This window comes from Brevundimonas sp. (assembly GCF_965279155.1).
Classification (GTDB): domain Bacteria; phylum Pseudomonadota; class Alphaproteobacteria; order Caulobacterales; family Caulobacteraceae; genus Brevundimonas.
Genome location: NZ_OZ257138.1, coordinates 1,568,512 through 1,580,873, shown reverse-complemented (window position 1 = coordinate 1,580,873; position 12,362 = coordinate 1,568,512). Strand labels below are relative to the sequence as shown.

The 12,362-nt window shown below is 67.9% G+C and carries 13 protein-coding genes; 10 read left to right on the top strand and 3 right to left on the bottom strand.

Annotated features, from left to right (window positions below; all coding sequences use genetic code 11):
- Positions 1 to 45 precede the first annotated feature (45 nt).
- The 9 genes from ACQY72_RS07505 (at position 46) to ACQY72_RS07465 (ending at position 9,961) form a co-directional block, all read left to right on the top strand.
- On the top strand, positions 46 to 1,593 hold the full coding sequence (locus ACQY72_RS07505; RefSeq protein ID WP_428156616.1) for a Do family serine endopeptidase: 1,548 nt from the start codon (positions 46 to 48) through the stop codon (positions 1,591 to 1,593).
- A gap of 465 nt (positions 1,594 to 2,058) precedes the next feature.
- A complete protein-coding gene (locus ACQY72_RS07500; RefSeq protein WP_066623947.1) occupies positions 2,059 to 2,730 on the top strand; it encodes a response regulator transcription factor in 672 nt (223 codons plus the stop codon).
- Between the two features lie 63 nt (positions 2,731 to 2,793).
- Complete coding sequence (locus ACQY72_RS07495; RefSeq protein WP_428156615.1) at positions 2,794 to 3,192, top strand: endonuclease domain-containing protein; 399 nt, start codon at positions 2,794 to 2,796, stop codon at positions 3,190 to 3,192.
- The gene (locus ACQY72_RS07490) at positions 3,193 to 4,611 is read left to right on the top strand and encodes an ATP-binding protein (RefSeq protein WP_428156614.1); all 1,419 of its coding nucleotides are present in this window, start codon (positions 3,193 to 3,195) and stop codon (positions 4,609 to 4,611) included.
- 141 nt (positions 4,612 to 4,752) lie between these two features.
- Positions 4,753 to 7,683, top strand: coding sequence for a bifunctional [glutamine synthetase] adenylyltransferase/[glutamine synthetase]-adenylyl-L-tyrosine phosphorylase (locus ACQY72_RS07485; protein WP_428156613.1), 2,931 nt, complete (start codon positions 4,753 to 4,755; stop codon positions 7,681 to 7,683).
- Positions 7,684 to 7,731: 48 nt separating this feature from the next.
- On the top strand, positions 7,732 to 8,394 hold the full coding sequence (locus tag ACQY72_RS07480; protein WP_428156612.1) for an EF-hand domain-containing protein: 663 nt from the start codon (positions 7,732 to 7,734) through the stop codon (positions 8,392 to 8,394).
- 66 nt (positions 8,395 to 8,460) lie between these two features.
- Positions 8,461 to 9,045 (top strand): RNA polymerase sigma factor, encoded by a 585-nt coding sequence (locus ACQY72_RS07475; protein WP_428156611.1) that lies wholly within the window; start codon positions 8,461 to 8,463, stop codon positions 9,043 to 9,045.
- Entirely contained in the window at positions 9,042 to 9,449 is a 408-nt protein-coding gene (locus ACQY72_RS07470; protein ID WP_428156610.1) for a hypothetical protein, read from the top strand. The genes ACQY72_RS07475 and ACQY72_RS07470 overlap by 4 nt, the downstream gene beginning before the upstream one ends.
- On the top strand, positions 9,446 to 9,961 hold the full coding sequence (locus ACQY72_RS07465; RefSeq protein ID WP_428156609.1) for a periplasmic heavy metal sensor: 516 nt from the start codon (positions 9,446 to 9,448) through the stop codon (positions 9,959 to 9,961). The genes ACQY72_RS07470 and ACQY72_RS07465 overlap by 4 nt, the downstream gene beginning before the upstream one ends.
- 12 nt (positions 9,962 to 9,973) lie before the next feature.
- On the opposite strand, the gene ACQY72_RS07460 is transcribed toward ACQY72_RS07465, so the two are convergent.
- Both ACQY72_RS07460 and ACQY72_RS07455 read right to left on the bottom strand, forming a co-directional pair.
- Positions 9,974 to 10,654 carry a bifunctional 4-hydroxy-2-oxoglutarate aldolase/2-dehydro-3-deoxy-phosphogluconate aldolase gene (locus ACQY72_RS07460; protein WP_428156608.1) on the bottom strand — a complete coding sequence of 227 codons (681 nt, stop codon included), beginning with the start codon at positions 10,652 to 10,654 and terminating at the stop codon, positions 9,974 to 9,976.
- A 71-nt stretch (positions 10,655 to 10,725) separates the two neighbouring features.
- Positions 10,726 to 11,592 carry an alpha/beta hydrolase gene (locus ACQY72_RS07455; RefSeq protein ID WP_428156607.1) on the bottom strand — a complete coding sequence of 289 codons (867 nt, stop codon included), beginning with the start codon at positions 11,590 to 11,592 and terminating at the stop codon, positions 10,726 to 10,728.
- On the opposite strand from ACQY72_RS07455, the gene ACQY72_RS07450 reads away from it, so the two are divergent.
- Entirely contained in the window at positions 11,579 to 11,836 is a 258-nt protein-coding gene (locus tag ACQY72_RS07450) for an Lrp/AsnC ligand binding domain-containing protein (protein WP_306002252.1), read from the top strand. The genes ACQY72_RS07455 and ACQY72_RS07450 overlap by 14 nt on opposite strands.
- Here the strand turns inward: ACQY72_RS07450 and ACQY72_RS07445 are convergent.
- A complete protein-coding gene (locus tag ACQY72_RS07445) occupies positions 11,833 to 12,336 on the bottom strand; it encodes a GNAT family acetyltransferase (protein WP_428156606.1) in 504 nt (167 codons plus the stop codon). The two genes, ACQY72_RS07450 and ACQY72_RS07445, sit on opposite strands and share 4 nt — an antisense overlap.
- Between the last annotated feature and the right edge of the window lie 26 nt (positions 12,337 to 12,362).

Genomic DNA, 12,362 nt, shown 5'->3' with positions numbered 1-12,362 from the left:
AACCGGCGCCCGCATGGCGCTGGACAGAGGATCGCAAGGACCACGATGCTGAAGCGCAAGGAGTTCATTCTCGGGGCCGCGGCCGGCCTGACCCTGGCGGCGGCGGCGACCGCCGGCGGCGTGATCAATTGGCCCGGCGCGCATGCGGAACCGCAGGCGGTCAACCGGATCACCCCGGTCCCGGCCAACGGCGACAGCTTCACGCCCCCGCCGGGCGCCCCCAGCAGTTTCGCGACCATCTTCGATCAGGTCTCGCCCGCCGTCGTTCAGATCGACGTGACGGTCAAGGTCGATCAGCCCCAAGGCGGCGGCGCCTTCACCATCCCCGGCCTGCCGTTCCAGTTCGTGCCGCCGCAAGGTCGTGGCGGTCAGAACAATGACGAGCCGCAGACGACCCAGGGCGCCGGATCGGGCTTCTTTATCTCGCAGGACGGCTTCATCGTCACCAATAACCACGTCGTCGCCGACGCGACCGAAATCAAGGTCAAGATGTCGGACGGCCGCGAACTGCCGGCCCGCCTGATCGGCCGCGATCCCGCGACGGACCTCGCCGTGATCAAGGTCGAGGGTGCCGACTTCAAATACGTCAGCTTCGAAGAGACGGCCGAACCACGCGTGGGTGACTGGGTCATCGCCATCGGCAACCCCTTCGGCCTGGGCGGCACCGCCACGGCGGGCATCGTTTCGGCCAAGGCGCGCGACATCGGCGGCGCCGAAAGCCCCTATACGGACTTCCTTCAGATCGACGCCGCCATCAACCGGGGCAACTCGGGCGGCCCGACCTTCGACATCCACGGTCGCGTCATCGGCGTGAACTCAGCCATCTATTCGCCCACCGGCGGCTCAGTCGGGATCGGCTTCGCCATTCCCGCCGAGGTCGCCAAGCGCATCACCTCGCAACTCATGCGGGGCGAAACCATCGAGCGCGGCTATCTTGGCGTTCAGATTCAAACCGTTACGCCGGACCTAGTCGGCGCATTGGGTCTGACCGAAGGTCAGAAGGGCGCGTATGTCGGTGAGGTGACGGCTGGCGGCCCGGCCGCGCGTGCGGGCATCCAGATCGGCGACATCGTAACTGCGGTGGACGGTCAGGCCGTAACCAACAACACCGAACTGACTCGCCGGGTCGGCGCGGCTAAGGTTGGAGACAGTCTGCGTCTCGACATACTGCGCGACGGTCGCCGCCAGACCGTGAACGTTCGTGCGGCCCGCCGTCCGGCAGAAGCCGAACTTCAGGGCGACGCCCAGAGTGGCGACGAGTCGCCCACGACGCCGAACGCGCCGTCGGGGGCAGTGGTCGAAGGCATGCGGGTTGCCCCCATGTCCGACACCCTCCGTCAACGCTACTCCGTGCCAGCCGATATTAACGGTGTGGTCGTGACGGATGTGGCGCGCGGATCTAAGGCGGCTGGGCTTGGAATGCCGGCAGGCGTGGTCATCCTGCGCGCCAACAACCGAGCGGTGACGACGCCGGCAGAACTGGAAGCTGCGGTCGCTGCGGCCAAGGCCGCCAATCGTCCTGGTATTCTGCTGCTGCTTCGCGCGACTGACGGCAACCGGTCGATTGTCCTGCCAATCACCAAGGCGGAATGATCTGACTTTAGAAATCGTCGAGAAAATCGGGAAGTTGATGAGTCTTTAGAGTTGTGCGTGTCGCATGCTTGTGTTGTGCTCAGCGTGAGGGATTATCTCTCGCAGTAGGTCGGAGAATTATGATGAAACGCCTTTTTAAAGTGTCATTGGCCGTTGCAGGTCTTTTTGCAGGGGTCTTGGGGATGGGTGCTCCTGCCTCTGCATCTGAATGGTTCTGCGGTCCAAGGTGGTGCTGCACTCTGTCGGAAACGGGATCGTTCTGCGTAGAGAAGCTTGATCAAGCTTAAGCTTATGTTTTGATTTTAGTTGTCGCCAGGGTTCTATCATCGGCGCCGTTGTCGATTCCCTACAGTGCCCCTGCGCTTCGCCACCGGCGAATGATCGGCATTCTGACCAAGCCTTAACTCACCCTATCGCCGCCGATGCGCTACCATCGGCGGCGATTTTGATTCCGGGAGGGGTTTGATGCGGATTCTAGTGGTCGAAGACGACGCCGAGGCGGCGACCGCCATGGTGCGGGGCCTGTCCGAAGCCGGGCATGAGGTGACCCATGCCGTGGACGGGGCCTTCGGCCTGCTGGAGTCGCAAAAGGGCGGCTACGACGTCTATGTCGTGGACCGGATGATGCCGCGCCTGGATGGTGTCGGCATGGTCGAGACCGTCCGCAAGGGCGGGGACCAGACGCCGGTCCTGTTCCTGTCGGCCCTGGGCGAGGTCGAGGACCGGGTCACGGGCCTGAAAGCCGGCGCCGACGACTATCTGGTCAAGCCCTACGCCTTCGCCGAACTGATCGCGCGCGTCGAGGCCCTGGCCCGCCGTCGCGAGACCGGCGGCGTCCAGACCGTGCTGAAGGTCGGCGATCTGGAGATGAACCTGATCGCCCGCACCGTCCATCGCGGCGCGGCCGAGATCGATCTTCAGCCGCGCGAATTCCAGCTGCTGGAGTTCCTGATGCGCCACGCCGGCCAGTCGGTGACCCGCACCATGCTGCTGGAGAAGGTCTGGGAATATCATTTCGACCCCCAGACCAACGTCATCGACGTCCACATCAGCCGCCTGCGCTCCAAGATCGACAAGGGCTTCGACCGCGCGATGCTGCAGACCGTGCGCGGGGCGGGGTATCGGTTGGAGGCGTGATCAATTCTCCCTCCCCTTTATGGGGAGGGACGATCGCGCAGCGATCAGGGTGGGGAAGTACTGATGTCCTCCGAGACCGACCGCGCCCGCGCGATGCGCAAGTTGATGACCCCGCCCGAAGCCCGGATGTGGGCGAATTTGAAGCTGCTGCGACCAGAGGGTTTTCACTTTCGCCGTCAGGCGCCCTTCAAGGGTTATTACCTGGACTTCGTCTGTTTCGCGCACCGCCTGGTGATCGAGGTCGATGGACAGGTGCATCAGTTGGATGAACAGATACGCCATGATCGGATCAGGGACGCGGTCCTGGCGAAAGAGGGGTTCGTCACCTTGCGCTTCGACAATGCGGCCATCCGCGACAATATCGACGATGTGATGGATTTCGTCGTGGCCAGGCTCAAGAACTCCCCCACCCTGGCGTCGCTGCGCGCCGCCGTCCCTCCCCATGAAGGGGAGGGAGAATAGTTGCGCCTTCCCTCCCTCCTTCGTCGCACGCCCTTTCGGCTGACGCTGCTGTTCCTGGCGCTGTTCGTGGCGGCGGCGGGGGCGATTCTGGCCTATGTCTATTTCGCCTCGGCGTCGGAGGCTCAAGGGCGGGCCAAGGCGGACGTGGAGATCGAGCTGGGCGCCCTGAAGGCGATCCACGGCACGCGAGGCATCGACGCCCTGAACCAGGCGTTGGTGGAGCGGTCGATCCGGGGCGGGCCGTATCTGTATCTGCTGACCGACGCGGCCGGAAAGACGATCACCGGCAACATCACCGAATCGCCCATCGACATCGACCTCAGCCTGCCGGCCGGCGCCAGTGACTGGGAAACCTTCCGCCTGACTGACACGGATGCGCAGGGCAAGGTCCAGCGTCGGCGCTCCATCGGGGTGATCACCACTCTGTCGGGGGGCGAGCATCTGTTCGTCGGTCAGGACATCGGCGACATCGAGGAGTATCTGGCGCGCCTGACCCAGGCCCTGTGGGGCGCCATGGCGCTGGTGATGCTGCTGGGCCTGGCGGGTGGTCTCTACATCAGCCGGCGGGTGGAACAGTCGATGGCCGGTCTGAACCGGGTCGTTCAGGCGGTGCAGGAGGGCGACCTCAAGGTCCGCGCGCCCATCCGCCACACTGGCGACGAACTGGACGAGCTGGGCCAGGGGCTGAACACCATGCTGGACCGGCTGGAGGCGTCGATGTCCTCCATCCGCCACGCGGGCGACGCCATCGCCCATGACCTGCGCTCGCCTTTGACGCGAATGCGGGCCAAGCTGGAGGTCGCATTGATCGACGCCGAGGCGGGCAAGATCGACGGGGTGGAGGCCCTGGGCATCGCCCTGGATGAGGCCGATCATCTGCTGAAGACCTTCAACACCGTCCTGGCCATCGCGCGTCTGCAGGCGGGCGGCGCGCCGGACCCCAGGCTGATGGACGCTGCCGACCTCGCCGCCGACATGGCCGAACTGTACGAGCCGGCGGCCGAGGACAAGGAGATCGACTTCTCGTCCGAGGTCGAGCGCGGCCTGATGATCGAGGGCAACCAGCCCTTCCTGGCCCAGGCCCTGGCCAACCTGATCGACAACGCCATCAAATACACCCCGGCCGGCGGCGCGGTGAAGCTGCGGGCGCGTCGGCGCTCGTCGGGCGAGATCGAATATTCCGTCACCGACACCGGACCGGGCGTGCCCGAGGAGGATCGCGAGCGGGTCGTCCAGCGCTTCGTGCGCCTGGACAACAGCCGCACCGAACCCGGCTCGGGCCTAGGCTTGTCGCTGGTGACGGCGGTGGCCGAGGCGCACGGCGGCCGGGTCGTGCTGGATGAGGGACCGGGCGCTTACGGTGATTTCGGGCCGGGGTTGCGGGTCGCGCTGGTGCTACCCGCTGCGGTCCAGAACTAACGATTTCCGCTCATCCCCGCGAAAGCGGGGACCCAGTTCTTTGGGCGGGCAGGCTTGTGGCGTGTGTCAGGATCGTGGTCCAACGCTTTGCCGAGCGAAAGCACTGGGTCCCCGCTTTCGCGGGGATGAGCGGATGATTTAATGGCCGAAACTGCAACCTCCGCACCGATCCCGTTGGGCCAGAGGATCAAGCCCGCAGGACCCGTCGCCAACACGGCAGCAGCCGACCGCCTGCTGGAAAGCCTGGTCGAGGCCGCCGAAACTGACGGTTGGCACGCTGGCCTGGACGCCGCCTGGCCCGCTATGGCTCCGGTCGCGGGAGGCTCCCCCTATCTCGCCGGACTTATGCGTCGCCGCCCCGCCCATCTGCGTCGCCTGCTGGAACAGGATCCCGCCGCCAGCCTCGCCGGGATCATCCGCGACACCGATGCGCTGGACGCCGAGCCGGATGAGGTTCGCGCCCCGCTGCGGGTGCTGAAGGCCGACCTGCATCTGCTGACCGCCCTGGCCGATCTGGGCGGCGTCTGGGATCTGGATGAGGTCACGGACGCCCTGTCGAAATTCGCCGACGCCTCGTGCCGCGCCGCCCTGCGCGCCGTCGCCGCTGAACAGTGGGCGCGCGGTCGGCTGGTATCGCCACCCGGCGATCCGCGTGGTCCGATCCCCGGCCTGTTCGGCCTAGCCATGGGCAAGCACGGCGCCAATGAGCTGAACTATTCCTCCGACATCGACATCTCGCTCTTCTTCGAGCCGCGCCTGATGGTCCTGGCCCTGCGCGAGGGCGAGGAGATGCAGGATTTCGCCAATCGCGTCGGCAAGGGGATCGCCACCTTGCTGACCGAGCGGACGGCCGACGGCTATGTCTTCCGCGTCGACCTGCGGCTGCGGCCCGACCCGTCCTCGACCCCGCCGGTGGTCGCGGGACCGATGGCCCTGGCCTACTATGAGAGCGTCGGCCAGAACTGGGAGCGGGCGGCCTTCATCAAGGCGCGGCCGGTGCTGGGCGACATGCGCGCGGCGGGCCGGTTCCTGAAGGCCATGATCCCCTTCATCTGGCGGCGCAGCCTGGATTACGCCGCCGTCCTCGACATCCAGTCGATCAAGAAACAGATCCACGTCCACAAGACGGGCGAGGGGCTGCACGCCGCCGGGGCCAATCTGAAACTGGGGCGCGGCGGTATCCGCGAGATCGAATTCTACGCCCAGACCCAGCAGCTGATCCTGGGCGGGCGCGATCCGGGCTTGCGCAAACAGCGCACGCTGGAGGCGCTGAAAGCGCTGGCCGACGCCGACCACATCCCCCAGGCGGTCTGCGAGGAGCTGTCGGCCGCCTATGTCGAACTGCGCGGGCTGGAGCACCGGGTGCAGATGCTCGACGACGAGCAGACCCACCGCCTGCCCGAAGACCGCGAACGCCGCGCCGCCGTCGCCGCGCTGGCCGGTTTTGGCGAACTGGCGACCTTCGACGCCCATGTCGAGGCCCTGCTGGTGCGGGTAAACACCCGCTACGGCGAGCTGTTCGAGGGCGGCGAGGATCTGGATTCCAGCTACGGCAGTCTGGTCTTCACCGGCGTCGAGAACGATCCCGAGACGCTGGAGACCCTGCGCCGCATGGGCTTTTCCGAGGCCCCGTCCGTCGCTGCTGCCATCCGCAGCTGGCACCACGGCCGCATACCGGCGACGCGGACGGCGCGGGGGCGTGAACTGTTCACCCGCCTGGCCCCGCGCCTGCTGGAAGCCTTGGCCCGTTCGGGCGCGCCGGACGACGCGTTTCGGCGTTTCGCCACCTTCTTCTCGGGCCTGGCGGCGGGGGTTCAGGTCCAGGCCCTGTTCCTGAACCAGCCCAAACTGTTCGAGATGGTGCTGGGCGTCATGGCCTTTGCGCCACGCCTGGCCCGGACCCTGGGGCGGCAACCGGCGGCGCTGGACGGGGTGCTGGACGCCCGCTTTCTCGCCGACCTGTCCGCCGAGACCGGCCTGACCGAACAGATCCTGCGCGAGGCCGGCGAGACCGAGGATTTCGAAGGCGCCATGAACGCCGTACGCCGCCTGCACCGCGAACAGATGTTCCGCATCGGCATCCACGCCATGACCGGACGCGCGGGGCCGGAGGCGGCGGGTCGCGCCTATGCGGCCCTGGCCGACGCCGCCATGCTGACCCTGTCGCCGGCGGCCCTGGCCGAGACGGAACGGCTGGGCGGCGCCTTGCCCGGCGCGGTGGCTGTGGTGGCCCTGGGCAAGGCCGGCTCGCGCGAGATGACGGCCGGGTCCGATCTGGACTTGATGACCCTGTACGAGGCGCCGCCGGAGGCTGCGTCCGCGATCAAGGGCTGGAGCGCCGATGTTTTCTACGCCCGCTTCACCCAGAGACTGATCGCGGCCCTGTCGGCGCATACGGCCGAGGGCGGCCTGTACGAGGTGGACATGCGGTTGCGCCCCACCGGCTCCAAGGGGCCGGTCTCGGTGCGGCTGAAGGCCTTCGACGCCTATTACGCCCGCGAGGCCGAGACTTGGGAGTTCATGGTTCTGACCCGCGCCCGCGTCGTCTGGGCCAGCGATCCGAAGTTCGGCGCCCAGGTGTCCGCTGCCATCGAGGCCGCACTGCGCCGCCCGCGCCCCGGCGTCGATATCGCCGACGATGTGCGCAAGATGCGGGCGTTGATGGATCGCGAACGTCGCCCCCACGGCTTCTGGGATTTGAAACTGTCGCCCGGCGGCCAGGTGGACGCTGAGTTCGCAGCCCAGTTCCGTCAGCTGCAGGCCGCCGCCATCGGCGAGCCCCTGACCCTGTCGACGCTGGAGGCCTTGCACGACGACCCGGTCCTGGCCGAAGCCTGGCGGGTGCAGCAGCGGCTGGCGCACCTGCTGGCCGCCGCTTTCGAGGGGCGTGTGGATCCCGAGGCCGAGCCTTCGGTCTTCCAGCTGCGTCTGGCCGAGGCGGCGGGCGCTCAGGATTTCGAGAGCCTGAAGACCGAACTGACCGATCTGCGGGCGCGGGCGCGCAAGGCCTTCGAGCGCGCGGTCCCCGCAGGCCGCGACGGAGATTCGCAGACGCCGCGTTCAATCTCCTGACAGGGCAATGTCAAAGGGTCGCGCAATGCGCCCGTGGAGATCATCGAGATGAGAAAGACCTTTCTGACCGGCCTGAGCGCCATCGCACTGGCCGCCGTCGCCGGCGTCGCGACCGCACAGGTTCCCCCCACTGGCGCAGCCGCTCCGCATCAGGCGCGCGGCGAGCCAAACCGTCAGATCACGCGCGCCGAGTTCGTCGATACGCGCGTCGCCCGCCTGACCGCGCTGGATGCGAACCGTGACGGCACGGTCAGCGTCGAGGAACGTCAGGCCGGCATGCAGGCCCGCCAGGCCGAACGCGCCGACGCCCGCTTCGCCAAGCTGGACGCCAACGCCGACGGCTCCATCAGCCGCGCCGAGTTCGACGCCGGCTATGCCGCTCGCCCCGATCGCGGCCCGCGCGCCGAACGCGCCGGCAATCGTGAGGGTCATCGCGGCGGCCCGCGTCACGCCATGCGCGGTCCCGGTCGGCCGGGCGCCGAAGGGCGTGGTCCCGGCCGCGAACGCGGTCCGGTGGTGATCTCCGACGTCGCCGCCAAGCTGGGCGAGCGCTTCGACAAGATGGACGGCGACCGCGACGGCGTGATCTCGGCCGACGAGCGCCGCACGGCCATGACCGCCCATCGTGCGGAGCGTCAGGCCCAACGTGCGGAACGCCGCGCAGCCCGTCCGGCGCAACAACCGGCTTCCCCCGCCCCGGCTTCGGAGTAAGAACGGTGTCGGGGTCGGCCGTCATGAGCGAACCGGTCCCTTTCGTCAGCAGCGGAAGAGGCAGGTTTGGTCGCGATCGTCGACCCCGACGAGGATCTGGTGCGCCGGGTGGGTCAGGGCGACCCGGCGGCGGCGCAGACGCTCGTCGCGCGCAAGCTGCCGCGCATTCTGGCCCTGGCCCAGCGGATGCTGGGCGACGCGGCCGAGGCCGAGGACGTGGCCCAGGAGGCCATGCTCAAGGCCTGGCGTCAGGCGCCGAAATGGGCGCCCGGCAAGGCCCGGTTCGACACATGGCTGCACCGGGTGGCGCTGAACCTCTGTTACGACCGGCTGAGGCGACGGCGCGAAATCCCGACGGATACGCCGCCGGATCGCCCCGACGAGGGCCCGGCGCCGGATCGGGGGCTGCTGGCGGCCGAGACAGGCGTGCGGGTCGATGGGGCGCTGAAACGTCTGCCGGACCGTCAGCGCGAGGCCATCGTCCTGTGCCATTATCAGGAGCTGTCCAACATCGAGGCGGCCGCCCTGATGGAGATCAGCGTCGAGGCGCTGGAGAGTTTGTTGTCGCGCGGTCGTCGCGCATTGCGTCAGGCCCTTTCGGACATGGCTCCGGCCGGGTCGCCGAGGGCGGGTAGAGGAGACGGAAGATGAAGGCGGAACGGTTGCACGAACTGGCGGACGCCTACGGCGCCGACCGGCGTCGGTGGCCCGCGTCCGAGCGCGCCTTCGCCGAAAGCCTGCTCGCGGCCGATCCGTCGCTGAAGGCGGTGCTGGACGAGGCGGCGACGCTGGACGCCCTGCTGAACGCCGCGCCTGCGCCGGTTCCGTCCGCCGCCCTGACCGCGCGCATTCTGGCCGCTGCGCCCAAACGCAAGGCGCGTGGCCGCCTGGGGCGGGCGGTCTGGTATCTGGGCGCGGGCTGGGCCGCCGCCGCCTGTGCGGGCGTGGTCGCCGGGGTGGGCCTGACCACCCATTTGAGCGCCGACGCGCGGGCCGATGCGGTGCTCTATCAATCCTCGCTGACCGGCGTGGACGACACCGAGGTTCTGGGATGACGCCGAAGACCCTGAAGATCGCCCTGGCCGTCTCGGTGGCGCTGAACGTCTTCGCCGTCGCGGGGGCCGTGACCTATGGCGTCAACCGCGACAGGATCGAACGCAAGATCGAGGATCAAAGGCGTCCCGGTCGCGAAGGTCCGCTGGCCGAGGTGCTGGGCGATTTGGACCCCGCCGTTCGAGACCGCGTGCGCACGGCCCTGCGGGAATCCGCCTTGGCGGCGCGGCCGGACTTCGAGGCGGCGCGGGCGGCGCGGCGTGAGGCCATCGACGTGGCCGGTCAACCGACGCTGGACGCAGCCCGCGTTCAGACGCTGCTGGACCAATCCCGGGCTGCCGAGATGCGAGGCCGCACGCGGCTGGAAAACGGCGCCGTCGCCGTGCTGGGCACGCTGACGCCCGATGAGCGCAAGGCCCTGACGCCGATCCTGCAACGCAAGGGCGACGCCCGCCGCGCCATCGTTCACGGCGAACGAAACGATCGTCAGCGGGACCAAAGTCCGTCCCGCTGACGGCCTGACAGATCAGCCTTTTTTCGACCCCCGGAACGCCGCTACGGCGTCCACCGTCGCGCGGACCTTGGCCTCGATGGCGGCCCAGTCGCCTGACTTGACGGCCTCGTCTGTCACCAGTTTCGAGCCCATGCCGGCCGCGACGATGCCGGCGCCGAACCATTTGGCGATCGAGGCCTCGTCGGGATCGACGCCGCCCGTCGGCATGATCTTGACCCAGGGCATCGGCCCCTTGACCGCCTTGACGAAGTCCGGGCCGCCGACCGACGAACCGGGGAACAGTTTGACGATGTCGCAGCCCAGTTCGTGCGCCTCGCCGATGTCCGTCACCGAGCCGCAGCCGGGGAAATAGGCGACCATGCGACGGTTGCAGACCTTGGCCACGTCGGGGATCAGGCAGGGGCTGACCACGAAGCGCGCGCCCCGGTTCAGATAAAGCGACGCCGTGCCCGCATCGACCACCGAACCGATGCCTAGGACGACGTCCGGGTCGGTCTTGATCAGTTCGCGATTGATCTCGCCGAACAGGTCGCAGGCGAAGTCGCCGCGATTGGTGAACTCGACCACCGGCGCCCCGCCGCGCGCACAGGCGCGAATGACGTTCAGGCTGACCTCGGCGTCGGGGTGATAGAAGACCGGGCAGACGCCCTGGGTCTCCAGCGCCTGAAGCACGCTGACGCGATCATGGGCCATGGATGGTTTCCTCTGCGATAGGTTCGCGTCCGACCTCCGATGTCGCGGCCGCAAGGTCAAGTCAAACCGCGTTAGCGACCGTGCGCCAAAGTCGCCAGACGTGCGACTATGGCGCTGTCCACATCGAACAGCGGGTCCAGCACTGTGAAATGATTCAGGCCAGGCAAGGCCTCGAACCGTGTCTCGGCGCCTTGAGCGCCCCATTGCTCAGCCATGGCCAAGCTCTGTTGTTGGAAGGCGTCGCTCTCGGCGCCGCCGACGATGCAGTCCAGAACGGCGTCGGCGGGCGCGGGCCAGTGGATCGGCGAGAGGGCGTGCGCCTCGGTGGGGTTCAGGTCCAGAGCCACGTTCAGCGAGGTCGGGATCAGCGGCTCCAGGTCGAACACGCCAGAGAGGGCGACGGCGGCCGAGGCGCGACCGTCCGACAGCAGGCAGGCCGCCATATGCCCGCCCGCCGAATGGCCGCTGACGACGGGGCGGGCGCCGGTTCGGGCGTGGATCAGATCGACGGCGGCGCGCATCTGGTCGACGATCCGGCCCAGCCGCACGGTCGGCGCCAGGTCATAGGTCGGGATGGCGACGCTGACGCCGTGGGCCAGCAGGGGCGGGGCGACGAAGCTGAACCAGCCGGCGTCCAGCGCCTGCCAATAGCCGCCGTGGATGAAGACCACGACCGGCGCGCCTTCGCCGGCGTCGAACCAGTCGATCCGCTCGCGCTCTCCGGGGCCGTATTTCAGGATTTCAGGCGGGTGGGCCGCCCGCGCGGCCTCCGATCCCGCCTTCCAGCGCGCCATGACGGCGGGGTGGTCGGGGACCAGGGCGCGGTTGTTGTATTGCGCCTCCAGCACGGCGTCTGTGTCTTGCGGCTTACCCGTCACGTTGCGATCCGCTAGGAACGCCCTCGAACCAGAGGACTGATCCGCCATGATGACCGCCATCTTCGTCTTCATCAAATGCGAGCTGGGCTACGCCAACGAGGTGGCGGCCGACATCGTGGACAATGTCGAGAACGTCTCGGAGGTCTATTCGACCTCGGGCCAGCATGACCTGCTGGCCAAGTTCAACCTGCCGCGCGACGCCGACATCGGCACCTTCGTGACCAAACAGGTCCAGACGCGGCCCCACGTGCGCGACACCTTCACCGTGATCACCTTCTCGCCTTTCCTGCCTTCGAAGGGCTAGGTCGCGGCCTTTCGCTTGACCTTGTCCTTGCGGTCCTCGGCCTCGTCGTCGTCGCCGACCTTTTCCTCGACCGTGGCCGACAGGCGCTGGAAGACGCCTAGCCCAACCAGCACCATCACCGAGGCGACCAGCAGGGCGGTGGGATAGAGCAGCAGAGCCACGTCCTCGCGCGCCGTTTTGAACACGACCACCAACGCCTCCAGAAACAGGGCGATGACGATGGTGGACAGGAACTTGGTCAGGCTGCGCCGGGCCTCGGCGGCGCTGCGCTTTTCGTTGCCGCGCCGCACCTCGTCCTCGAAGATGTATTTGGCCACGTCGAACACGGCGATGGCGACGATGACATAGCCCAGCACGTCCAGCACGGCGTCGGCGCCCGACGTGTCCGGCGACCCGATCCCCTCCAGCGCGTCCTTCACGCCGAAGCCGATCAGGGCCATTGCGGCCAGCAACAGCAGCAGGCTGGCGAAGGCGAAGACCGCCCGGGTCAGATAGGTCATGGAAATCCCTCCGTGAAGCCACAGCA

Excerpts from the sequence above, each read along its gene's own strand:
- ACQY72_RS07505 (WP_428156616.1), top strand. The coding sequence starts at position 46 with ATGCTGAAGCGCAAGGAGTTCATTCTCGGGGCCGCGGCCGGCCTGACC.
- ACQY72_RS07500 (WP_066623947.1), top strand. The coding sequence starts at position 2,059 with ATGCGGATTCTAGTGGTCGAAGACGACGCCGAGGCGGCGACCGCCATG.
- ACQY72_RS07495 (WP_428156615.1), top strand. The coding sequence starts at position 2,794 with ATGTCCTCCGAGACCGACCGCGCCCGCGCGATGCGCAAGTTGATGACC.
- ACQY72_RS07485 (WP_428156613.1), top strand. The coding sequence starts at position 4,753 with ATGGCCGAAACTGCAACCTCCGCACCGATCCCGTTGGGCCAGAGGATC.
- ACQY72_RS07480 (WP_428156612.1), top strand. The coding sequence starts at position 7,732 with ATGAGAAAGACCTTTCTGACCGGCCTGAGCGCCATCGCACTGGCCGCC.
- ACQY72_RS07470 (WP_428156610.1), top strand. The coding sequence starts at position 9,042 with ATGAAGGCGGAACGGTTGCACGAACTGGCGGACGCCTACGGCGCCGAC.
- ACQY72_RS07465 (WP_428156609.1), top strand. The coding sequence starts at position 9,446 with ATGACGCCGAAGACCCTGAAGATCGCCCTGGCCGTCTCGGTGGCGCTG.
- ACQY72_RS07460 (WP_428156608.1), bottom strand. The coding sequence starts at position 10,654 with ATGGCCCATGATCGCGTCAGCGTGCTTCAGGCGCTGGAGACCCAGGGC.
- ACQY72_RS07450 (WP_306002252.1), top strand. The coding sequence starts at position 11,579 with ATGATGACCGCCATCTTCGTCTTCATCAAATGCGAGCTGGGCTACGCC.
- ACQY72_RS07455 (WP_428156607.1), bottom strand. The coding sequence starts at position 11,592 with ATGGCGGTCATCATGGCGGATCAGTCCTCTGGTTCGAGGGCGTTCCTA.
- ACQY72_RS07445 (WP_428156606.1), bottom strand. The coding sequence starts at position 12,336 with ATGACCTATCTGACCCGGGCGGTCTTCGCCTTCGCCAGCCTGCTGCTG.